Source organism: Amycolatopsis sp. FU40, assembly GCF_021903635.1.
Lineage (GTDB): Bacteria > Actinomycetota > Actinomycetes > Mycobacteriales > Pseudonocardiaceae > Amycolatopsis > Amycolatopsis dendrobii.
Genome location: NZ_CP091381.1, coordinates 446,212 through 468,418 on the forward strand (window position 1 = coordinate 446,212; position 22,207 = coordinate 468,418).

Consider the following 22,207-nt stretch of genomic DNA (forward strand, 5'->3'; position numbering starts at 1 on the left):
CTGCGGACCAGGGCGGCTCCGCCAAGGCGTTACGCCGGAACCGAAGCCACGCCCTGGGACAGGAACGGCTTGCCGTTGACCCGCTCCGAGACGCCCGCCCGGTCCAGGTACGGCGTGATCCCGCCGAGCCAGAACGGCCAGCCGGCGCCGAGGATCAGGCACAGATCGATGTCCTGGGCCTCCGCGACCACGCCCTCGTCGAGCATGATCCGGACCTCTTCGGCGATCGCGTTCAGCGCGCGGTCGCGGACCTGCTCGGCAGTCGACGGCTGGTCGCCCTGCGTCCACAGTTCGGCGACCTCCGGGTCGACCGACGGCGTGCCGGTCGCGTCCCAGGTCCAGACGCCCTTCTTGCCCGCCTTCACGAACTTGTCCAGGTTCTCGCTCACGGTGAAGCGGTCCGGGAACGAGCCGTGCAGCGTCTCGCCGACGTGCAGCGCGATGGCCGGGCCGACGAGCTGCATCAGGTTCAGCGGCGACATCGGCAGGCCGAGCGGCTCCAGCGCGGAGTCGGCCACGTCGAACGGCGTGCCCTCGTCCACGGCCACCAGCACCTCGCCGAGGAAGCGCAGCAGCAGCCGGTTCACGACGAACGCCGTCGCGTCCTTCACCAGCACGCTCGACTTCTTCAGCTGCTTGCCGACCGAGAACGCGGTCGCCAGCGCCGCGTCGTCGGTCTTCTCGCCGCGCACGATCTCCAAAAGCGGCAGCACGGCCACCGGGTTGAAGAAGTGGAAGCCGACCACGCGCTCGGGGTGCTGCAGCTTCGACGCCATCGCGGTGATCGACAGCGACGAGGTGTTCGTGGCCAGGATCGCCTCGGGGGAGACGTGCTGCTCCAGCTCGGCGAACACCTGCTGCTTCACGCCCAGCTCTTCGAAAACGGCCTCGATCACGAAGTCCGCGTCGGCGAACGCGGCCTTGTCGAGCGAGCCGGTGACGAGTGCCTTAAGCCGGTTCGCGCCGTCCGGAGACACGCGCTTCTTGGCCAGCAGCTTGTCGATCTCCTCGTGGACGTAGCCCACGCCCTTGTCGATGCGCGCCTGGTCGACGTCGGTGAGCACCACCGGCACCTTGAGCCTGCGCACGAACAGCAGCGCCAGCTGGCTGGCCATCAGGCCCGCGCCGACGATGCCGACCTTGTTCACCTTGCGCGCCAACGACTTGTCCGGCGCGCCGGCCGGCCGCTTCGCCCGCTTGTTGACCAGGTTGAACGAGTACAGCCCGGCGCGCAGCACGTCCGACATCAGCAACTCGGCGAGCCCGTCGGTCTCCGCCGCGTAGCCGCGGTCGAGATCGTTCTCCCGCGCCAGCTCCAGCAGTTCGACGGCCTTGGTCGCGCCCGGCGACGCACCGTGCGTGCGACCGTCCACAATAGACTTGGCACGCGCGATGGCCGCGTCCCACTCCGCACCGCGGTCGATTTCCCGGCGAGCCGGGGTGATCTCGCCGTTGATCACCTTCGCCAGCCACAGCAGCGACTGCTCCAGGTAATCCGCGGAACCGAAGACCTCGTCGACGATGCCGAGTTCGGCGGCCTTGCGCACGTTCAGCATCTTGTTCTGCGCCAGCGCGTTCTCGATGATCACGGTGACGGCGGCGTCCGGGCCGATCAGGTTCGGCAGCAGCTGCGTGCCGCCCCAGCCCGGGAACAGCCCGAGGAACACCTCGGGGAACGCGATGGCCGCGGTGTTCTCCGACAGCGTCCGGTAGTGGCAGGACAGCGCGAGTTCGAGCCCGCCGCCCATCACCGCGCCGTTGACGAACCCGAACGTCGGGATCTTCGACTCGGTGAGCCGGCGGAACACGTCGTGCCCGGTCTGCGCGATCTCCCGCGCCAGCTTCGGGTCCGACACCGCCTCGACGCCGGAAAGGTCCGCGCCGACCGCGAAAATGAACGGCTTGCCGGTGACCGCGATCGCGGCGGGCTCGGCGGCGAACGCCTCGTCCAGCGCGGCGTTCAGCGCGACGAGACCCTGCGGGCCGAAGGTGTTCGGCCGGGTGTGGTCGTGGCCGTTGTCCAAAGTGATCAGTGCGACCGGCTTGTCCAGCCCGGGAACCTTGACCAGGTTGGTGACCGCGTTCGTCACGACCTCGTCCGGGAACGCGGCCTTCGCCTCTTCAGCGGTGAAAGTCATTACTTCGCCCCCTCGGAGCCCTCGGAGCCGTTGTAGGCCGGGTTTTCCCAGATCACGGTGCCGCCCATGCCGATGCCGATGCACATCGTGGTGAGGCCGTAGCGCACGTCGGGGCGCTCGGCGAACTGGCGCGCCAGCTGCGTCATCAGCCGCACGCCGGATGAGGCCAGCGGGTGGCCGCACGCGATCGCGCCGCCCCACTGGTTGACCCGCGGGTCGTCGTCGGCGATGCCGAAGTGGTCGAGGAAGGCGAGCACCTGCACCGCGAACGCCTCGTTGATCTCGAACAGCCCGATGTCGTCGATGGACAGGCCGGTGCGCTTGAACAGCTTCTCGGTGGCCGGCACCGGGCCGATGCCCATCACTTCCGGCTCGACGCCCGCGAACGAGTAGCCGACCAGCCGCATCCCGATCGGCAGGCCGAGCTCGCGCGCGGTGTCTTCGTCGGCGAGGATCGCGGCGGTCGCGCCGTCGTTCAGACCGGCCGCGTTGCCCGCGGTGATCCGGCCGTGCGGGCGGAACGGCGTCTTCAGCTTCGCCAGCTGCTCGACGGTCGTGCCCGGGCGCGGCGGCTCGTCCTCGGTCGCGAGACCCCAGCCGAGTTCCTTCGACTTGGTCGCCACCGGAACCAGCTCCGGCCCGATCTTGCCGGTCTTCACGGCCTCGGCGTAGCGCTCCTGGCTGCGCGCGGCGAACGCGTCCGTGCGCTCCTTGGTGATCTCCGGGAACCGGTCGTGCAGGTTCTCCGCGGTCTGGCCCATTACGAGCGCGGTCGGGTCGACCAGCTTGTCCGCGACGATCCGCGGGTTCGGGTCGACGCCCTCGCCCATCGGATGCCGTCCCATGTGCTCGACGCCGCCGGCGATGGCGATGTCGTACGCGCCGAAGCCGATGCCGCTCGCGGTGGTGGTCACCGCGGTCATCGCGCCCGCGCACATCCGGTCGATCGCGAAGCCCGGCACGGACTTCGGCAGCCCGGCGAGCAGCGCGGCGGTGCGGCCGATGGTCAGGCCCTGGTCGCCGATCTGCGTCGTCGCGGCGATCGCCACCTCGTCCACGCGCTCGGGCGGCAGCTCCGGATGCCGCCGCAGCAGCTCGCGGATGGCGTTGACGACGAGGTCGTCCGCCCGGGTCCCGGCGTACATGCCCTTGTCGCCCGCCTTGCCGAAGGGCGTGCGTACCCCTTCGACGAAGACGACATTGCGCACCCCTCGCGCGGTGGGCGCGAGCGGCGGCGTTGCTGGTGCGGCCACGAATGCTCCTGAAGTCGAGAGTGTTCCTGCCCCGCACCCTAGCCCTTGTTACCGGTGGGTAACCAGTGCAGTGGCCCGGTCGAGTGGGGGACGGCACACTCCCGGGGTCTTGTGGCATGCGGCACACTGGCGGGAACGCACCAACCGGACGGGGGACGGCAATGGCGCTTTTCCGGGCGAACCCGGCGACCGAAATGGCGCGGCTGCGCAAGAAACTGGCGAAAGCCGCGGATTCGGATTCCCCGGAAAGCCTCGCGATGCGCCACCGGATCGGCATCCTCCTGGTGGAAACCGGCGACTGGCCCGCGGCGGCGGAGCACTACACCGAACTCGCCGACGCCCAGGTTCGGGTCGAGGGCGAACAGCACCCTGGCACGCTCGGCGCGTGGCTGAACCTGGCGACCGCGAAGGCCGCGCTGGGCCAGATCGAGGACGCGGTGCACCTGATGGGGTCCACAGTGGACATCTACGAGGCCGTCAGCCCCGACGGCCCGGCCACCCTGCAGGCACAGCTGGTGCTGTCGGAGATGTATTCGCTCTCCGGGGAGTACGACGAGGCGCTGGACGTGCTCAGCAGGCACCTGAACGCGTGCGCGGACAAGTTCGGCGAGTACCACGAGCTGACCATCGCGGGCGCGCGCCGGAAGGTGAGCGTGCTGCGGACACTCGGCCGATACGACGAGGCTCGCTCGTTGAACTCCGGCCTGTCCCGTAAACCGCGAGACGACTACGAACGCGATAGCGCCCGCGCGGTCGGCTTGCTGATCCGCGCCGAAGCCGGTGACGCGAAGATCGTCCGGCACAAGGTGAGGGAACTCGCCGAGCAGTACCGCACGCCGGAATTCATGGAGGTGCTCGCCGCGGTGCTGCTGCGCGCCGGGGAACCCGCGGAAGCGGCGGAGCTGTACCGCGCCGTGCTGTCCGCGCAACCGGCGGCGCAACAGTGGGGCCCGGCCGGGGAATTGGCCCGCGCGTACTTGGAAAGCGGCCAGCTCGACGCGGCGGAGACGCTGGCGAGGGAACTCGTGTCAGCCGACGGCCTGCCGGACGGGCATCCGCTCAAGCTCGGTTTCCGCGCGACGCTGGCGCGGGTCGCCCGGGAACGCGGCCGGGACGAGGAGGCGGACCGCGAGCTGGAGGAGGTCGCGGCGGGCTTGACCGAGGCGTTCGGGTCGAAGCATCCGGACGTTCTCGAGGTCGCCGGGTGGCTGAAGAAGGACTGAATCCGCGCGGGCCCGGACCGAACCGGGCCCGCGCGAGAGTCACTCCTCTTCCGGACGCTCCGGAACCGGCGTCCCGTCGTGCAAATGCGGTTCCCGCAACCGGAAAATGTCCTCGAACTCCCGCATCCGCGCCGCCCGGTAGTCCGGGACCCCGGCCGTGTCGAAGCGGTAGAACCCGGCCCCGTCCTGGAGACCGCGCCGCTGCCCGGTCATGTTCTCCTCGACGATCGCGGGCGCCCGGAACCGCTCGCCGAGTTCGCCGGTCAGGTAGCGCGAGGCGTAGTACAGGATGTCGCCGCCGCCCCAGTCGATGAATTCCAGCGGGCCCAGCACCGAAAACCGCGGCCCGAGCCCGGCGCGGACCGCGAGGTCGATCTCGGCGGGTCCGGCCACGCCTTCCTCGACCATCCGCGCCGCCTCGTTCATGAGCAGCGCCTGCAGCCGCGGCACGATGTAGCCGGCGGCAGGCCCGCACACCACCGGCACCTTGCCGATTTCGCGCAGCAGTTCCACGAGCCGGTCGACCGCGGCCGGGTCGGTGGCGTCGCTCCGGCTGACCTCGACCAGCGGCATCAGCTCGGCCGGGTTGAGCCAGTGCGCGTTGACGACCCGCTCCGGCCGGTCGGCGAGTTCCGCGATCTGCGTGACCAGGAAGGTCGACGTCGTCGAGGCCAGCACCGCCGACTCCGGCACCTGCGAGCCGAGCCAGCCGAACACCTCGCGCTTGACGTCCATGACCTCCGGCACGGCCTCGAACACCACGGTCGCGTCCGCGAGCTCCTTCGCCGAACGGTCGCCCAGCGTCAGGCTTTCCAGCGCGTCCGCGTGGCCGAACATCGCGCGCAGCCGGTCGGCGAGGCGCTTGCGCACCTCGTCGCGCCGGAGCTGGCGTTCTTCCTCGGTGCGGTCCTTGACGTCCGCGAGCAGCACCGGATGTCCCGCCGCGAGGAAGGCCAGCGCGATGCCCTCGCCCATCCGCCCGGCGCCGACGATGGCGATCACGACTGGACTCCGTCCTGCAGCAGCTTGGTCAGCCCGGCGCGGTCGAGATCCGCCAGGCCGAGGTTCTCGAAGGTCCGGCCCTCGGCGTAGAAATCGCGGCCGGTGATGGCGGAACCCAACGCCAGCAATCCTTCCGCGACCGGCGTCGGCACCCCGGCGAACCGGCCCGCGGACACCAGCAGCGACAGCCCGAGCCGGGTGTCTTCCACCATGTAGCGATGCGTGTGGAGGTCGATCTTCTCGCGCCAGTCGCCGCTGTCGGTGAGCCTTTCGTGCGCCGAGCGGCCGTACATCCATTCTTCGCCGTCGGTGGCGTAGTGGTCGGCCAGCGGGAAGTGCGGCGCGCCGTAGCCGAACGCTTCGCGCAGCGCGACCCGCTCGGCGTCCAGCGCGTCGGTGACGCTCCGGATCGACGGCTGTGTGCCCTCGTTGTGGATGTCCCAGGCGGCGAAATGCTCCAGCGGACCGGCGTTCATCGTGATCAGCGGCGGGTGGATGATCGGACCCGCGTTCATCAGCGCACCGCTGAGCCCGTCGCCCGCGTCCTCGACGCTCGGGTACGCCTCGCGCAGCGTCTTGAACGCGCTTTCCGCCAGCCGCAGCGGGAAAACCCCGGTCGGCAGACGGGTCGCGTACCCGCTGATCACCACTTCCGCGTCCCCGTGCCGGCGCGCGAGATACGGCAGCGTCCCGGCTTCGGCGAACGCGATCTCCGAGCTCCCGCCCGCCGCCGCGACGGCCTTGGCGAACACCATCGAACCGAACGTGCCCGGCGGCAGGAACACCACCTGGCCCTCGGCCAGCAGCGGGGCGAGCCGGGGAGCCAGGTCGTCGTGCGTGGTCGACGGCAGCGGGAGCACGACCAGAGCCGCGTCGCGCACCGCCTCGGCGAGGTCCGTCACCGGGTTGATCTCCCCGGCGCCGTCGCCCACCGGCACCGATCGGGAACCCCGGTAGTCCCGGACGCCCACCGCTCCGGTCGCGCGCACCGCTTCCAGCGCCTCGGCGTTCCGCCGCCACCAGCGCACTTCGTGGCCGTGCTCGGCGAGTTCCGCCACCGTGGCCCAGGAACCGTGCCCGCCCCCGAGAACCGCGATCTTCACTGTCATGTGCTCCTGTCTCGTACTGGTGTTCTTCTCGCGCCGACCGCACTTTCTCACGGGTCGACGAGGTCGGTCTCGGCCCACAGCCGATCTTGCTGTTCGCGCACGATCCGGCCGAACTCGCCCGGCACGATCGTCCGGTACGGCCCGGATTCGACCGCCACCCGCGCGATGGTCTCGATCGCCGGCTCCGGATCGCGCTGCATGGCGAGGAAATCCGAGAAGTCGTGGTCCGAGGCAGGTGCGTTCTCGACGAGTTTTTCGTTGAACCCCGTGGAAAACGGCCCGGGCTCGACGACCCGGACTTCGATGCCGTGCGGCCGCAGTTCCTGGCGCACCGCCTGTGCCATGGCTTCGAGGGCGGACTTGCTCGCCCCGTACGGGCCCGCGCCGGGAGCGACGAACAGCCCGGCCACCGACGTCACGAACACGATCCGTCCGCCCCGCCCGGCGGCGACGAGCCGGTCGGAGACCAGCCGCGTCAGCTCCAGCGTGCCGAAGACGTTGACCTCGAACGTCTTCCGGACCACTGCGGAATCCGTACGCAGAAGCGGTCCTTCCGCGCCGAATCCGGCATTGTTGAGCAGAACCGACGCGTCGAGCGCCGCCGCTGCCTCGCGATCAGCCGGGTCGAGCAGATCAAGCCGGGAGACCTCCGCGGCGAGCCCGCGTTCGGCGAACGCCGTCCGGACCGGCTCGATCTGGTCGTCCCGTTCGACGGTGGCGAACACCCGGTGTCCCCGCGCGGCGAGCGTCAATCCCGCTCCCAGCCCGAGACCCGATCCCGCCCCGGTGATCAAAACCGACTCGGTGCGTTCCTCGTTTGGCCGACCCACGCCCGCAGTGTCGCTTGCGTCGCGGCCCGGCCTCAATCAGACTTCCGCCACATGGAAGCCAGACCCACCGCGGCGGCGCGGCTGCTGTCGGTGCTGGACTGCTTCAGCCCGCGGACGCCGGTCCTTTCCCTGACCGAAATCGCCCAGTCCGCGCGCCTGCCGTTGAGCACGGCGCACCGCCTGGTCGGCGAACTGGCCGAATGGGGAGCGCTGGCCCGCGACGAACACGGCGGCTATCACCTCGGCCTGAAACTGTGGGAGCTGGGCTCGCTGTCGCTGGCCAGGGCGTCGATCCGCGAAATCGCGCTGCCGTACCTCGGCGACCTGTTCGACGCGACCGGCGAAAACGTGCACCTGTCCGTGCTGGACGGAACCGACGTCGTGTTCCTGGCCAGGCTGGCCGGACACCGCTCGGTCGGCATCCTGACCACGACCGGCAGCCGCCTTCCCGCGACCACCACCGCCACCGGCCGCGTCCTGCTCGCGCACGCCGCCGCGGATACCCGCGAATCCGCGCTGACCAGCCCGATCCCGGCGGAAACAACGCACACCACGACCGACCCGGAGACCCTGCGCGCCGAACTCGCCGACATCGCCCGCACCGGCTACTGCGTCGCCGACCGCCAGCTCGCCGACGACGCGGTCGCCGTCGCCGCCCCGATCCGAGACGCTTCCTCCCGCGTTACCGCGGCGGTCGCGGTCGTGGGCCGCCGGGAGACGACCTCGGTGGCCCATCTGGTGCCCGCGGTGGTCACCACAGCCACCGGCGTGGCGCGGTCGCTCGGATACCGCCGACCGGCACGCCGCCGTTTGTGACGGGGTCTCAACCTCAGCTAGAGGTCTGAACCACCGGCCCGGGTCAGGAAGCCGTGCTGTGCAACGCCTTGCTCAGCGCCGCCGCGGTCAGCTCCACCTGCCACGGCCGCGCCCCGCCCGCCCGCAGCGCGTCCGCGACCGAGTCCTCCGCGAGGTCGGCCGGGGGACGCCAGCAGGTGCGCCGGACCAAATCCGGCAGCAGGAGGTTCTCCACCGGCAGCTTGCGGTCCTCCGCGATCGCGGCCAAAGCGGCACGCGCGGCGGCGAGCCGGGCGGCGGCGTCGGGGTCCTTGTCGGCCCAGCGGTTCACCGGCGGCGGACCGTCGGACGGCTGGCTCGGGCTCGGCAGCTCGCTCGCCGGCAACGCCTTGGCCGCCTGGAGGTGCCGCAGCCAGCTGGCCGTGTATTTGCGCTGCACGCGTCCGCTGAACACCGGCAGCGCCTGCAACTCCTCGACTGTCTTCGGGTCCGACGTCACCGCGTTGACGATCGCGCTGTCAGGCAGGATCCGGCTCGGCGCGCGGTCGCGTTTGCGGGCCAGTTCGTCGCGGGCCTGCCACATCTCCCGTACCGCGGCGAGGCCGCGCGGGCTGCGGATCTTGTGCACCCCGGACGTCCGGCGCCACGGTTCGGCCCGCGGCGCGGGCGGGGGAGCGGTGCGCACCGCCTCGAACTCCTGCTGCGCCCACTCCAGCTTGCCCTGAGCGGCCAGTTCGGTCTCGAGTTTCGCGCGCAGTTCGTTGAGCAGTTCGACGTCGAGCGCGGCGTAGTTGAGCCAGTCGATCGGCAGCGGACGCTTCGACCAGTCCGCGGCGCTGTGCCCCTTCTCGAGCGTGTACCCGAGCAGCAGCTCTACCAGCGTGCCCAGCGCGACGCGTTCGTACCCGGCCAGCCGCCCGGCCAGTTCGGTGTCGAACAGCGATCGCGGCCGCAGGTCCAGTTCCGCCAGGCACGGCAGATCCTGGGACGCGGCGTGCAGCACCCATTCGGCGTCGTTGAGGACGTCCCGCAGCGGGGCGAGGTCGTCGGCGAGCGCGATCGGATCGATCAGCACCGTGCCGGAGCCTTCGCGGCGCAGCTGGACGAGATAGGCCTTCGGCCAGTAGCGGTAGCCCGAAGCCCGCTCGGTGTCGACGGCGACGGCACCCGTGCCCGCGGCGAGCCGCGCGCACGCCTCGGCGAGCGCGTCGGGATCGGCCACGACCGGAGGGGTGCCTTCCGCCGGTTCCCTGAGCAGCACCGGCGTTCGGGAGGCCCCGGAGTTCTCGGTGGTCTCGTCTCCGGTCCGCGCTCCGTCCGCCTGTGCAGTTCCCATGTCCGACGACCCTACGGGACGGGTGGACCGCGCCTGGTCCGCCCGCCCCGCAGGGACGTGGTTCGTCGTCGTCAGCGGATCACGCCGGCTCGCATCGCCAGCGCGACCATCTGCGCCCGGTCGCCCGTGCCGAGCTTGCGCCCGATGCGGGACAGGTGGGACTTGACGGTGAGCGCGGAGAGGGAAAGCTCCTCCCCGATCTCCTTGTTCGACTGCCCGTCCGCGACGAGCTGGAGCACCTCCACCTCGCGAGCCGACAGCTCGCGCGGGGTGTTGTCGGTGCCCGCCACTCGCGTGCCGGTCGCCAGGACCGGGGCCACGCTCGGGTCGGCGTAAACGCCGCCTTCGAGAACCCGGCGCACGCCGTCGGTGACCACCACCGGCGACGCCGACTTCAGCAGGTACGCCTGAGCTCCGGCCTGGAACGCGGAGCGCACCGCGTACGGGTCGTCGGAGGATGCCAGCACCACCACGCGCGGCCAGCCGTGGCTACGGAGTTCCGTAACCAGCTCGATGCCGCTGCCGTCCGGCAGTCCGAGATCGAGGATCGCCAGGTCGCACGGGCCGGTGGCCTGTGCTCGCGCCCTCGCCTCGGCCACCGTGGCGGCTTCGTGGACGGTGCCCGCACCCATTTGTGCGAGTCGTGCTGCGATTGCCTCCCTCAACAGCGGGTGGTCATCGACCACCAACACGGAAAAAAGCTCTTCCCGCGGGTGCGGAACCATGCTCGCCGGCAAGGCGCCGGCTGGCGTGGATCGGACGGCCTGAGATAAGCCGACGGTAGCCACGTCACTACCTCCCTGGAGTCGGTCGTGCCCCCCGACCGGCACCGGGACCTTCGGCCGTTCAGCCGCGCCAGCTTTAGACCGAAAGTGGTGTCGTCCCAGGCACTGTAGCCGTCCGGACGCCGTTGCGGGGGGATCGAATGGGTATCTATCCGAAACAGTTCGTCACTCAGCGAGGTCGTTGTAACACGATCGGACTAACGATCGGAGTCTTGTTAACGACTGGCGACCGGGCTGCGATGCACCTGAGTTACCGGCAACGAAACGGGCGTGCAGATGGCCCGTGCACCTGCGGGTGCTTGCGGAGCCGGGCTGCCGTCCCGACGGTCCGGGCCCGGAAATGCGCCCCGGCCGGGGCAAGATCATTTTCTTTCATGTTTTGCCGCGCATCCTGCTCGCTCGCCCGCGCCTCGCCGGAAGCGCCGGGAAGGGGTCCGCGACCGCGTCGGAGCTGGTTACCGGGGGTTCACTGCCTGTGATCACGCCCGGCCACGAACGTGCGGCATCCGGAGCAGTGCCGCCTGCAGTCCACGATGGACGGTCGGCCGCGGACGCCCGGACGCCCCGCCGAAGATCCCCGCGGAGCGCCGCGAGGGCCCGGATCCGCCCGGGAAGGCGCGTTCGTGCGCGTGCAAGCGCCGCGAAGACGCTGCCCGACCGGGTGAACTTAGGAAATCAGGAGCTCTGCCGCTGCTCGAACAGCGTGACGCCCACCGGAGGCAGCCCCACGACGCTCGCCATCACCTGGCAGAACGCCAGCCCGTGCGGCCCGAGCGCGGCGTCGGTCGGGGTCCAGGACGCCCGCAGTTCGAGGTCGTCCGTGCGGGCGGGACCGGAGATGTCGCCGAACCGGGCCGAGGACGTCTCGGTGACGGTGCCGCCGAGCGCCTTCCACGACGCCCCGGAGGCCTCCAGCGCGTCGGTGAGCCACGACCAGCCGACCGCGGGAAGGAACGGATCCGTGGCCAGCTCGCGGTCGAGTTCGGCGCGGACGTACATGACCAGCCGCAGCACGCCGTCCCAGCCCTCCTGGCCGTCCGGGTCGTGCAGCAGCACCAGCCTGCCGGACGCGAGCACGTCCGCGGGGCCGGAGACCTCGCAGCTCAACGCATAGGACCACGGCGCGAGCCGCTGCGGCGCACGCATCGTCTCCAGCCGGATCTCCGGGCGCGGCCGGACGGCTTGCAGCGCCGCGACGGCTTCGCGGAAGAGCTCGGGCACTGGCGTCATCGCGGTCACGCTCCGACTGTAGGGCGGCAACACCCGGTTGCGGACGCAGGCGCGCCGAGCGAGACCCACCCGCGACCCGCGGGACGGCTCGGCTGGCCAATGCCCCACGCGCTCCACTGCGCCGCACGCTTGCTCCGCGGGGCACTCGGCTCCGCTCCCTTCGTGAGTGTTTATGCCGGTTCTAACCGGCATAAACACTCACGAGACTCCGCGCGTTCGGGCGCGCTGCGCGAGGCGATGGCGGCGTGGCCCTGGGCAGCCGCTCTAGGCCTCTGAGTGGCGAGCCCGGGGAGAACCGTCGCGCATCGCCTGCCGCCTTGTCGTGCCGGGTCGTTGTCCACGCCGTCGTCGCGCCGCAGCCCCGCTGTCCGCCCGGTCTTGCCCAGCCGGCCTCACCGCGCACTCCGCTTTGCCCCGCTGTCTCGTTGCCCACTCCGCCTTGCTCCCGCCTCGATGACCGCCGCGGTTCTGCCCCGCCGTCCGTCCAGTCACGCCTCGCCTTCTTCCGTCCTGTGCACCCGACGCCGCTTCGGGTGCATGACGGGACTCGGCGAGCCAACGCCGTGCCGGGTGCGCCGGAGGCAACGAACGCCGCGGCCGACGCGACACGCAACGAATGCTGCACTGCGATCCGGTGGAGGGCACCGAATCCGAAGCGGGCCGTGGGAATGCCGCTGCCGCGAAAACCGGGTTGTGGCTCGTTGGGCACGGGGCGGCCCGGGACTGCCGGGCCCGCGTGGGACCATGGGGTTCGTGCCTCAGGTTTCGTCCGCGCCCGTCGGCGCCCCGTCCGTTTCGCCCCGTCGCGCTCTGCCCGGCTCGGCTTTCCTCGCCGCCGCGCGCGGGGAGCGGCCCGCGCACGTTCCCGTGTGGTTCATGCGCCAGGCAGGCCGCTCGCTGCCGGAGTACCGCGCGCTGCGCGAGGGCGTGCCGATGCTCGACGCGTGCTTCGACCCGGAGATGCTCGCCGAGATCACGATGCAGCCGGTCCGCAGGCTGGGCGTCGACGCGGCGATCCTGTTCAGCGACATCGTGGTCCCGCTCAAGGCGGCGGGCGTCGACATCGACATCGTCCCCGGCACCGGTCCGGTCGTGGCCTCGCCGGTGCGCGACGCGGACGCCGTGCGCGCTCTGCCGAAGCTCGAACCGGAGCAGGTCGGGAAGGTCGCCGAGGGCGTCCGGCTGCTGGTGGAGCGGCTCGGCGAAACCCCGCTGATCGGGTTCGCCGGCGCGCCGTTCACGCTGGCCAGCTACCTGATCGAGGGCGGCCCGAGCCGCAACCACGAGCACACCAAGGCCTTGATGCACTCGCAGCCCGAGGTCTGGCACGACCTCGCCGCGCGCCTCGCCGACGTCGCCGCCACGTTCCTGCGCGCCCAGCTCGAGGCGGGCGTCGACGCGGTGCAGTTGTTCGACTCGTGGGCCGGTGCGCTGTCCGAGCGCGACTACCGCGAGTTCGTGCTGCCGCATTCGACCCGGGTGCTGGCCGTGGCCGGGGAGTACGGCGTGCCGCGGATCCATTTCGGCGTCGGCACCGGCGAGCTGCTCGGCGCGATGCGCGAGGCGGGCGCGGACGTGGTCGGCGTCGACTGGCGGATCCCGCTCGACGTCGCGGTCCACCGGCTCGGCGGCAACGTGTCGGTGCAGGGCAACCTCGACCCGGCGCTGCTGTACGCGTCGTGGCCGGTCCTGGAGGCCGAGGTGCGCCGGATCGTCGAAGAGGGCCGCGCCGCTCGCGGGCACGTCTTCAACCTCGGCCACGGCGTGCTGCCGGGCGTCGACCCGGAGGTGCTGAAGCGGGTCGTCGACCTGGTGCACTCGCTGTGAAACACGTCGCGGTCGTCGGCGGCGGGATCTCCGGGCTGGCCGCGGCGTACCGGGTGCGCCGGCTGCTCGGCGACCGGGTCACGATCACCGTCTTCGAGAGCACGGCCTCGATCGGCGGGAAGCTGCGCACGGCGGAGGTCGGCGGAGTCAGCTACGACGTCGGGGCCGAAGCGTTCCTCGCCCGGCGGCCCGAGGTGGTTTCGCTGGTGGAGGAGGTCGGCCTCGCCGATCGCCTGGTGCATCCGACGAAGGCGCGCGCCAAAATCCACGCCGGCGGTTCGGTGCAGAGCCTGCCGCCCGGCACCGTGATGGGAGTCCCGGCGTCCGCGGACTCGGTCGCGGGCGTGCTGTCCGAAGACGGCCGCAGCGCGGTCGAGAAAGAACGTTCGCTCGGTCCGGTCGACCTGGGCGAAGGCGATGTGCCGCTCGGGCCGCTGCTGCGCACGCGCTTCGGCGACGAACTGGTGGACAGGCTGGTCGACCCGTTGCTGGGCGGCGTTTACGCGGGCGGTGCCGACGGTCTCGGCCTCCGCGCGACGATGCCCGGCCTGGCCAACGCGATCGAGGGCGGAGCGGGTTCGCTCACCGAGGCCGCGTCGTCGCTGCTGCCGAAAACGCCGGGCACCGCACCGGTTTTCGGCAGTCTCACCGGCGGCTTGCGGGGCTTGCTCGACCGGTTGCTGGAGCTTTCCGGCGCTGAGCTGCGCACTTCGTCAACGGTCCGCGCGCTGACGCGGACGCCGTCCGGCTGGCGTCTCGAATTCGGTGCTGCCGCGCCAGCGCACGCGCCTGCCGACAGCCCGGTGGACGCGGACGCGGTGCTGCTCGCAGTGCCCGCACCGGCCGCCCGGAAACTGCTCGACGGCGTAGCCCCGGCGGCTTCGACCGCGTTCGGCGAGGTCGAACTGGCGTCGATGGCGGTCGTCGCGTTCGCGTTCCCGCCCGGCACGGAGCTGCCTGACGCGTCCGGAATCCTCATCGGCGCGGGGGAGCGGGACGCGGAAGGCGTGCCGTACGCGGCCAAGGCGTTCACGTTTTCGTCGAACAAGTGGGCTCACCTCGGCGACGCCGGACCGGTGCTGGTGCGCGGTTCGGTGGGCCGGTTCGGCGAGCCCGGCGCGTTGAACGGCGACGACGATTCCCTGGTCGAGGCGGTCCGCGCGGACCTGGCTCGCCTCGCCGGCGTCACCGCGAAGCCGATTGACACGCTGGTGACCCGCTGGGGCGGCGGCCTCCCGCAGTACGGCACCGGGCACCTGGAGCGGGTGACGCGGATCGAGACGGCAGTGGCGGATGTCCCGGGCCTTGCCGTGGCGGGCGCCACGCTGCACGGCGTCGGCCTGCCGGCGTGCGTGGCCACGGCCGATGCCGCTGCCCGCCGGATCGCGGAGCAGCTCTTCGTGTGACGGAGCCCCATGGCGATCGCCGGACCGGAAGTGCCAGGATGGAGTCATGGCGCGGCTGAATTACCACGAACTCAACGACACGATCCGCTACACCACGTGGTCGGTCTTCCGGATCGAACCGGGGAAGTTGGGGGAGGACCGCGGCGCCGCGGGCCGCGAGACGGCCGAGTACCTCGACGGGCTCGAGGCCAAGGGCGTCGTCGTCCGGGGCGTCTACGACGTGTCGGGCCTCAGGGCTGACGCGGACTACATGATCTGGTGGCACGCCGAGGAGATCGAGCAGGTCCAGGCCGCCTACACCGGGTTCCGGCGCACGCCGCTCGGCCGCGCGTCCACGCCGGTCTGGAGCCAGACCGCGCTGCACCGGCCCGCCGAGTTCAACAAGAGCCACGTGCCCGCGTTCCTGGCCGGCGAGGAGGCGCGGAAGTACATCTGCGTGTACCCGTTCGTCCGGTCCTACGACTGGTACTTGCTGCCCGACGAGGAACGCCGCAAGATGCTGGCGGACCACGGCAAGGAGGCGCGGGACTACCCGGACGTGCGCGCCAACACCGTCGCGTCGTTCGCGCTCGGCGACTACGAGTGGATCCTCGCCTTCGAGGCCGACGAACTGCACCGGATCGTCGACCTGATGCGCCACTTGCGCAACACCGAGGCGCGTCGCCACGTGCGCGTCGAGATCCCGTTCTACACCGGAACGAAGGTGCCGCCCGCCGAGCTCGTCGCGGCTCTGCCGTAACCGCCGGTGCAGGACGTACTCGCCGGAGCCTGGCAGTCGCTCGCCGGGGAACCGCTGCCCGCCGTGTCCTTGACCGGCGACGAATCCGTGCTGCCCGGGCACTTCCGGGTCCCCGCCATGGCAAGCGCGAGCATCGCCGCGGCCACCTTGTCCGCCGGTGAATTGCTGCGGCTGCGCGGCATCGACCCGGGCACGGTGTCGGTCGACACCCGCCACGCCGTCGCCGCGTTCCGCAGCGAGCACCTGCTGCGCATCGACGGCGAGCCCGGACCGAGCCCGTGGGGCCGCATCGCGGGCGACTACCGCGCCGCCGACGGCTGGATCAAGCTGCACTGCAACACCTCACGGCACGAGGCAGCGGTCTGCTGGGCGCTCGGCGTCCCGGCGACCCGCGAAGCGGTGACCAAGGCCGTGGCCGGGAAGACCACGGCAGAGGTCGAATCCGCCGTGGTGACCGCGGGCGGCGCGGCGGCGTTGATGCGCTCGCGCGAGGACTGGCTGGCGCACCCGCAGGGCCAGGCTGTCGCGGAACTGCCGCTGGTCGAGCTGAACCGCATCGGGGACGCGCCGAAGCGCACCCTGTTCGACTCGGACCGCCCGATGGGCGGCGTCCGCGTGCTGGAACTGACGCACGTGCTCGCCGGACCCGTCGCAGGCCGCGTGCTGGCCGCACACGGCGCGAACGTGCTGCACGTCGGCGCCGCGCACCTGCCGCGGATCCCGGTCCTGACCATGGACACCGGCCAGGGCAAGCGTTCCGCGTTCGTCGCGCTCGACACCGAAGGCGGCCGCGCGAAGCTGAAGAAGCTCATCGCCCGCGCGGACGTCCTCCTCCAGACCTTCCGCCCCGGCGCACTCGCCCGAATCGGCTTCGGCCCGGACGAGCTCGCCGAACTGCGCCCCGGCCTCGTGATCGCCGACGTGTCCGCGTACGGCTGGACCGGCCCGTGGGCCCGTCGCCGCGGCTTCGACAGCCTCGTGCAGATGTCGTCGGGCATCGCCGAGGAGTACGCCACCGACGCTCCGGCACCGCTGCCCGCGCAAGCCCTCGACCACGCCACCGGCTGGCTGACCGCCGCCGCCATCATGACGGCAATCCGCCGCACCGCCACCGACGGCGGCACCTGGCACGCCCGCTTGTCCCTGGCCGGCACCGGACGGTGGCTCGATTCCTTGGGCCGCAAGGACCCGGAACCGTCCGAAGCGGACTACGCGGACGTACTGGAGACGGTCGACAGCGACTTCGGCCGGATGACCCGGGTGCGGATGGCCGGAGAACTGCCGGGCGCGCCGCCGCACTGGGACCACCCGTCGCACCGGCCCGGCGCGGACACGGCAGTGTGGTCGCCGGTCGTGCCTCAGCCGGTCTCGTAGGTGCTGCCGGTCTCAGCGTCGTCAGCTTCGTCGGTGGCCGCGCCGGTTGCGTGGCTGCCGCTGCGCCCGTCCGGTGGATGCGGTCAGCTGAGGAGCGCCGCGTCGGTCTCGAGGCGGACTCGCCGTTGAGGCGAGCGCGGTCGGTCTCGCGGGTGCCGTGTCGGTTTCGCGTGGGCACTGCCAGTACGGGTGCGCCGCATCGGACCTCGCGCGGATGCCGCCACAGTCCCGTGAGCAGCGCCAGCTCGCGGCTAAATCGGCATAAGCCCTCCCGTCACCCGCTTGTCCGGATAAGCCGCCAGACCGCCCAACGCGACCAGCTCGGCAGGTCCCGCACTACCACCCGCGCCAGCCTGCTGTTGGGCCCGCGCGAGGACCGTCGCACCCGCAGTCGTCGGCGGCAGCGAACTGACCTTCCGCTCGGCGAACGTCTTGGTGATCCGCTGACTGCCGACGAGACAGAGCCACAGCGTCAATACGACCTCGCCGAAGACAAGCAGCACCATGGCGTTCAGATGAGACTCGCCCACGTCGTAGACCAGCCGTCCCACCCCGGCCGCCAGCACGACCAGGGCGACCGCCGTCAACGTGTACCCGAGACCGGTCAATGGCCTGCGCCGGCTGACCAGCCGCCGTTGCACGAGATCGGTTTCGAGCGTCCGGATCACCGGCTTGAGCACCGACGAACGCGCGACCCACGATGCGAGGCGACCGCGTCCGGCCGCCTGGTGCACAGCCTGCTCAAGCGGCGGCGACGCAGGTGGCGGGCCCGCGGCGACGATCTCGCCCAGCGACCCGACTCGCAGCTGGCCGCGCGCGAGCAGCGTCGCGATCGCAGCCTCGACCAGCCGAGGACGCCCGCCAGCCAGGTATGCGACGTCGTAGACATCGCGCGGCACGGCGGCCGGCTCCGGCGCGGACGCCTGGGTGGCCAGCTTGTCCTTGCCGGTGGCCAAAATGCTCGCCAAACCCGCGGCGGTGGCCACGTAGACGAGCAGCATCGGGCTCAACGCGGCCCAGAATCCGTTCACGACAGGTTTCCTCCCTCCCGGCTCGGCAGAGATCGGATAACACCGCCGTAACCAGACATGTCGTCAGCGTAGTCAGCACCACCGACAAAAACCGGACGGGCTCAGCGCCGAAACCACCTGCGCCGAGGTTTAGGCAGGTCACCGCGGGCGATGAGCCACTCCGCGAAGGCGTCGGCATACTCGCGCGCCCGGATCGAAGTCGTCTTGGGCCGCTCCGCCGCGTACGTGTCGAAAAGCGGCCGATACCGCGGGCCCAGCGCCTCAGGCAGGTCCGGCCGCAGGTATGCGACCAGTCGCCGTCGCTTGGCGAGCAGGACGTCCGCCTCGATGCGCAACCGCGAGGCATCGAAGCCGGACGGTGCCTCGGCCCCGGTCAACAGGCTGTCCAGCAGCGCAGCTTGCCGAGCTGCCAGTTCTTCCCGGCTCACAGCGTCACCGCGGTCCGCAGTGCGACCAGTTCGGCAGCGAGTTCGGAATCGGTGGGGTAGTCGTCGTCGCGCTCCAAGAGAACGCCCGGCGGATCCGTGCGCCGGCGCAGTTCGGCGAGCAACTCCAGCACCTCCGGCAGCACCGGATGCGCGTGCGTGTCGTGATAAACCCCGTCGCGTTCGACACCGCCCGCCATGTGCACGTACGCGAGCCGTTCCCACGGAATCCCGTCCAGGAACGCCGCCGGATCGGTGCCCACGTTGCGCGCGTTGGCGTACAGGTTCGCGACGTCGACGATCAGCAGACAGCCGGTCCGTTCGGTCAGCTCGGTGAGGAATTGTTCCTCGCTCAGCTCGTTTTCCGGCCATTCCAGCAGCGCGGCGATGTTCTCCAGCGCCAACGGTACGTCCACAATGGACTGTGCGAGCCGGACGTTGTCCACCAGCACGTCCAGCGCCTCGCGCGAGCGCGGCAGCGGCATCAGGTGCCCGGAGTCGAGCCCGCCCGCGCGGACGAAGCACACGTGGTCGCTGGCCAGCGGCGCGTCGAGGGCCCGCGCCAGTTCGGCCAGATGCTCCACGCGCGCGGTGTCCAGCGGCTCGGCCCCGCCCAGCGACAGCGACACCGCGTGCGGCAGCACCGGCATCCCGCGATCCTTCAGCGCCAGCAGGCTTTCCGGCAGGTGCGGGGCGTGCAGGTTCTCCGCGACCACCTCGACCCAGTCGACACCCGGCAGCCGCGCGATCGACAGGTCGAGTTCCGGTCGCCAGCCGATGCCGATTCCCAGCCGGTCAGCCACCGCATCCACCTCCGCCTCCGCATCCACCGCCACCACCGCACGACGAGCCGCCGCCGGACGACGTTCCCGCGCCGCTCCTCAACGCCAAGCTTGTCGCATGGTCCGGGTACTGTGCGAACCCGCCCAGCGCGACCAGCGAAGCAGCGCCGACCAGCAGCGCACCGGACTGTGCCCGCTGTGCCGCCGGATCCGTCCGCACCGCGACGACCATCCCGCGGCCGGCCTTGGTCAGACGGGCCTTCGGCCGCTTTCGGCTGGTCACCGCCAGGACCGTAAGAATCGCCGTGACCGCCAGCAGCACGTTCAACCCCGCAGTCGGCCGATGCAGCGCGGAGCCGTTCGCCGAGCGCACCAGACCGACCACGAACAGGGCGGCGTAGACCAGAACAACTCCCGTAGCGAAGCCGGCGGAGGCGAAGGTGACCAGGCCGCGCTCGCGCAGTTCGTTCCTGATGTTCCGTACCGGTACGGAACATGTCTCCTTAGCGCGCAGCGTCGCGGCTGTCTGGGTCCGATTGCGCACGGCCGCGTGGACAGCCTGCTCAACCGGTTCGGTCGGCGTTCTGGAGACGGCGGTGAGCTGGCCCCGGCTGTCGACCCGCAGCAGCCCACGCTCCAGCAGCGCCGCGATCGCCGTATCGACGGTGCGGTGGTGACCGCCCGCGAGGTAAGCGAGCTGATAGACGTCGAGCGGACGGTGCACGTCCGCAGGCGCCTTGCGCAGCAGCGGCCAGCCCAGTTGCACCACCAGCGTCAAGGCCAGCGCAGATCCGTAGATCGCCAGGAACTGCGGGCCTGAGATCCCCCACGGCTCGTGCACGACGTCTCCCTCCTCGGCCCGCGGGCGGGCCGTGCGCCTCGCCGCGGCTACCCGCCGCAGCCGCCTCCACCGCCGCAACTGCTGCCTCCGCCGCACGAAGACCCGCTGCTGCACGAGGAACCACCGCTGCTGCAGGACGACCCGCCGCTCGACCCGCCGCCCCCGGTCCAGCTGCCGCCGCCGCTGATCAAAGCCGTGCTCATTTCCTCGTCCGGGTACAGCGCGATACCGCCGAGCGCGACCACTGCCGCTGCACCGACGAGCAACGTTCCGTTGCCGCTTCGGTTCGTCGCAGCGAACTCCTCAGGCCGTTCCTCGGCAGCTTTCGCGTCTTCGCGGGCACGCACCACGATCGCGTGGCCCGCGTCGGTCGGGCGCGAGGTCTGCGAGCCCTTGCGGACCCCGTAAGCGATCAGCGTCAGGGTCCCGGCCACGACGAGCAGCCCGATCAGCCCGCCGATCGGCCGGTCGAGCTGCGCGCCGTTGACCGCGCGGACGATGCCGATCAGCAGCAACGCGGCGTACCCGGCCACGATGCCGGCGCGAAAGCCGTCCAGCCCGTCGCCGGCGACGAGCAGTCCGCGTCGTTCGAGGTCCTGGCGGATCTTCTCCACCTCCGGCTGGACCATCGGCGACTTGCGCACCATGGCGACAGTCGCCGTTCCGCCCTGTGCGGCGTCGTGCACCGCGCGTTCCAGCCTCTTGCGAGCCGGTCGCTTGCCGATCGCGCTCAGCTTGCCTTTGCTGCTCACCCGCAGCAGCTCCTGTTCCAGCAGCGTCGCGATCGCGGTGTCCACCGTGCGGTCCGAGCCGCCGGCCAGGTACGCGAGCTGGTAGACGTCCGGCTGCAGCGGCGCCTCGACGGTCGCGGGCGCGCTCCGTCGCCGGGACCGCGCGATCGACGGCCAGCTGATCTGCACCAGCAGGACGACGGCCAGTGCCAGACCGAAGATCAGCAGGAATTGCGGGCCGGAAATGCCCCACGGTTCGTCCACGGCTTCCCCCTCGTATCAGCGTTGCCGGAACCCTAACCGGCCGGTCGCCGGAGGCTGTCGGCAGAACTGACGCACGTGATGTCCGGTTCGTTCCCGGCTCAGCTGTTCCCGCCGCCGCAGCCCCCGCCGCCACACCCGCCTCCGCACCCCGACCCGCCGCATCCGGAGCCGCAACCCGCTCCGCCTCCGCATCCGGACGCGCAGCCCGACCCGGCGGCCCAGTACCCCGCCGGTCCGGCGAACCCGCCCGCCGCTCCCGCGATGGCCACCCCCGTCCGCCTGGTCGCCGGGAGCCCGCGGAGCAGAGCGATCCGCAGTTCGCGATCCGGATGATTCGACAGCCCGCCGACCGCGACGCTCCCGGTCAGGCCGCTGATCAGGCTCCGGTCCGGCCACGCCGCTTCGGCTGCGGTGCGGCCGGCGTCGGTCGGCCGGATCCGCCGGGCCGCCCGGCGACGGGACAGCGCGGCGAACGCGAACCACGCGGGCAGCAGAACCGAAATCAGCACATAGCCGTTCAGCCCGCCGACGAACGCCGCCACGCCGGCTGCCGCCAGCACCGCTTCCTCGATCGCGGTCCACTTCCATGCTCTCCGCAGCGCCTGGCCGTCAACCAGCAAACCGCGTTTGGTGAGGTCGTCGATCAGCTCGCGGACCGTGTCGCCCTCGACGAGCCCGCGCAGCACCGTCGCGACCCCGACTCCCGTGCCGGTCAGCTCGGCAGCTTCCCTGCTCAGCGCGTCCGACGGTGCGGTCGGCGTGCGGTACAGCCGCCCCACGGAGTCCGCGCGCAACTGTTCCCGTTCCAGCATCGAGGCGACCGTCGTTTCGGCGACGCGGATCGGTCCGTTGGTCAGCAACGCGACCTGCGCCGCGGACGTCAGCCGGGTCTCAGGATGCCTGCCCCGGTTCAGCCGGGCGGCGGTCCGCCGTCCGAGCCACCAGCAGGCCAGCGCCAGCACCAGGATCAGCGCGGCCGGCATCGCGCGTTCGATCGTCCAGTCCATCACGGTCCCCCTCCGGATGAACAAACCACGTTACCCGCCTGCGCGGGGTTGCCGCCGGACGAAAAACCGCCCTCCCCGG

The 22,207-nt window shown here is 71.3% G+C and carries 20 protein-coding genes; 6 read left to right on the forward strand and 14 right to left on the reverse strand.

All coding sequences use genetic code 11. From position 1 onward, the window contains the following. Window positions 1-29: 29 nt before the first annotated feature. A complete protein-coding gene (locus tag L3Q65_RS03325; RefSeq protein WP_237598762.1) occupies window positions 30-2,138 on the reverse strand; it encodes a 3-hydroxyacyl-CoA dehydrogenase NAD-binding domain-containing protein in 2,109 nt (702 codons plus the stop codon). Then, a complete protein-coding gene (locus L3Q65_RS03330) occupies window positions 2,138-3,346 on the reverse strand; it encodes a thiolase family protein (protein WP_237601036.1) in 1,209 nt (402 codons plus the stop codon). Before L3Q65_RS03330 ends, L3Q65_RS03325 begins: the two co-directional genes overlap by 1 nt. A 206-nt stretch (window positions 3,347-3,552) precedes the next feature. Here L3Q65_RS03330 and L3Q65_RS03335 point away from each other — a divergent pair, with 206 nt between their 5' ends. Then, window positions 3,553-4,614: a tetratricopeptide repeat protein gene (locus L3Q65_RS03335; RefSeq protein WP_237598763.1), complete on the forward strand. Its 1,062-nt coding sequence runs from the start codon at window positions 3,553-3,555 to the stop codon at window positions 4,612-4,614. 39 nt (window positions 4,615-4,653) lie between these two features. Here L3Q65_RS03335 and L3Q65_RS03340 read toward each other — a convergent pair whose 3' ends face one another. The 3 genes from L3Q65_RS03340 to L3Q65_RS03350 are packed head-to-tail and all read right to left on the reverse strand — an operon-like array spanning window position 4,654 to window position 7,555. Beyond that, window positions 4,654-5,616: a 3-hydroxyacyl-CoA dehydrogenase NAD-binding domain-containing protein gene (locus L3Q65_RS03340; protein ID WP_237598764.1), complete on the reverse strand. Its 963-nt coding sequence runs from the start codon at window positions 5,614-5,616 to the stop codon at window positions 4,654-4,656. Continuing rightward, the gene (locus tag L3Q65_RS03345; RefSeq protein ID WP_220506953.1) at window positions 5,613-6,725 is read right to left on the reverse strand and encodes an NAD/NADP-dependent octopine/nopaline dehydrogenase family protein; all 1,113 of its coding nucleotides are present in this window, start codon (window positions 6,723-6,725) and stop codon (window positions 5,613-5,615) included. The genes L3Q65_RS03340 and L3Q65_RS03345 overlap by 4 nt, the downstream gene beginning before the upstream one ends. A 47-nt stretch (window positions 6,726-6,772) precedes the next feature. After that, window positions 6,773-7,555: an SDR family NAD(P)-dependent oxidoreductase gene (locus L3Q65_RS03350; RefSeq protein ID WP_182890518.1), complete on the reverse strand. Its 783-nt coding sequence runs from the start codon at window positions 7,553-7,555 to the stop codon at window positions 6,773-6,775. 51 nt (window positions 7,556-7,606) lie between these two features. On the opposite strand from L3Q65_RS03350, the gene L3Q65_RS03355 reads away from it, so the two are divergent. Continuing rightward, a complete protein-coding gene (locus L3Q65_RS03355) occupies window positions 7,607-8,371 on the forward strand; it encodes an IclR family transcriptional regulator (RefSeq protein WP_182890517.1) in 765 nt (254 codons plus the stop codon). A gap of 43 nt (window positions 8,372-8,414) precedes the next feature. Here the strand turns inward: L3Q65_RS03355 and L3Q65_RS03360 are convergent, their stop codons facing one another. The 3 genes from L3Q65_RS03360 to L3Q65_RS03370 all read right to left on the reverse strand — a co-directional run bounded on the left by L3Q65_RS03360 (window position 8,415) and on the right by L3Q65_RS03370 (window position 11,710). Next, window positions 8,415-9,686: a ribonuclease D gene (locus L3Q65_RS03360; protein ID WP_237598765.1), complete on the reverse strand. Its 1,272-nt coding sequence runs from the start codon at window positions 9,684-9,686 to the stop codon at window positions 8,415-8,417. Between the two features lie 71 nt (window positions 9,687-9,757). Further along, a complete protein-coding gene (locus L3Q65_RS03365) occupies window positions 9,758-10,474 on the reverse strand; it encodes a response regulator transcription factor (RefSeq protein ID WP_033291604.1) in 717 nt (238 codons plus the stop codon). A gap of 672 nt (window positions 10,475-11,146) precedes the next feature. Continuing rightward, complete coding sequence (locus L3Q65_RS03370) at window positions 11,147-11,710, reverse strand: DUF3000 domain-containing protein (RefSeq protein WP_182890515.1); 564 nt, start codon at window positions 11,708-11,710, stop codon at window positions 11,147-11,149. A gap of 735 nt (window positions 11,711-12,445) precedes the next feature. Here L3Q65_RS03370 and hemE point away from each other — a divergent pair. Genes hemE through L3Q65_RS03390 form a run of 4 tightly spaced genes read left to right on the forward strand, consistent with a single transcriptional unit; the run spans window position 12,446 to window position 17,047 of the window. Then, entirely contained in the window at window positions 12,446-13,528 is a 1,083-nt protein-coding gene (gene hemE / locus L3Q65_RS03375) for a uroporphyrinogen decarboxylase (RefSeq protein WP_237598766.1), read from the forward strand. After that, window positions 13,525-14,934: a protoporphyrinogen oxidase gene (gene hemG / locus L3Q65_RS03380; protein ID WP_237598767.1), complete on the forward strand. Its 1,410-nt coding sequence runs from the start codon at window positions 13,525-13,527 to the stop codon at window positions 14,932-14,934. Before hemE ends, hemG begins: the two co-directional genes overlap by 4 nt. A 46-nt stretch (window positions 14,935-14,980) precedes the next feature. Beyond that, window positions 14,981-15,673, forward strand: coding sequence for a hydrogen peroxide-dependent heme synthase (gene hemQ / locus L3Q65_RS03385; protein ID WP_182890512.1), 693 nt, complete (start codon window positions 14,981-14,983; stop codon window positions 15,671-15,673). 6 nt (window positions 15,674-15,679) lie between these two features. Continuing rightward, window positions 15,680-17,047 carry a CoA transferase gene (locus L3Q65_RS03390; protein WP_237598768.1) on the forward strand — a complete coding sequence of 456 codons (1,368 nt, stop codon included), beginning with the start codon at window positions 15,680-15,682 and terminating at the stop codon, window positions 17,045-17,047. 251 nt (window positions 17,048-17,298) lie between these two features. Here L3Q65_RS03390 and L3Q65_RS03395 read toward each other — a convergent pair whose 3' ends face one another. The 6 genes from L3Q65_RS03395 to L3Q65_RS03420 form a co-directional block, all read right to left on the reverse strand. Then, window positions 17,299-18,078, reverse strand: a complete 780-nt coding sequence (locus L3Q65_RS03395) for a TIGR04222 domain-containing membrane protein (RefSeq protein ID WP_182890510.1) — start codon at window positions 18,076-18,078, stop codon at window positions 17,299-17,301. A gap of 101 nt (window positions 18,079-18,179) precedes the next feature. Next, window positions 18,180-18,506, reverse strand: coding sequence for a hypothetical protein (locus L3Q65_RS03400; RefSeq protein ID WP_182890509.1), 327 nt, complete (start codon window positions 18,504-18,506; stop codon window positions 18,180-18,182). After that, window positions 18,503-19,306: a DUF692 domain-containing protein gene (locus L3Q65_RS03405; RefSeq protein WP_182890508.1), complete on the reverse strand. Its 804-nt coding sequence runs from the start codon at window positions 19,304-19,306 to the stop codon at window positions 18,503-18,505. Before L3Q65_RS03405 ends, L3Q65_RS03400 begins: the two co-directional genes overlap by 4 nt. After that, window positions 19,299-20,126, reverse strand: coding sequence for a TIGR04222 domain-containing membrane protein (locus L3Q65_RS03410; RefSeq protein WP_182890507.1), 828 nt, complete (start codon window positions 20,124-20,126; stop codon window positions 19,299-19,301). The genes L3Q65_RS03405 and L3Q65_RS03410 overlap by 8 nt, the downstream gene beginning before the upstream one ends. A 47-nt stretch (window positions 20,127-20,173) precedes the next feature. Continuing rightward, complete coding sequence (locus L3Q65_RS03415) at window positions 20,174-21,121, reverse strand: TIGR04222 domain-containing membrane protein (RefSeq protein ID WP_237598769.1); 948 nt, start codon at window positions 21,119-21,121, stop codon at window positions 20,174-20,176. 98 nt (window positions 21,122-21,219) lie between these two features. Then, complete coding sequence (locus L3Q65_RS03420) at window positions 21,220-22,128, reverse strand: TIGR04222 domain-containing membrane protein (protein ID WP_237598770.1); 909 nt, start codon at window positions 22,126-22,128, stop codon at window positions 21,220-21,222. Window positions 22,129-22,207 lie beyond the last annotated feature (79 nt).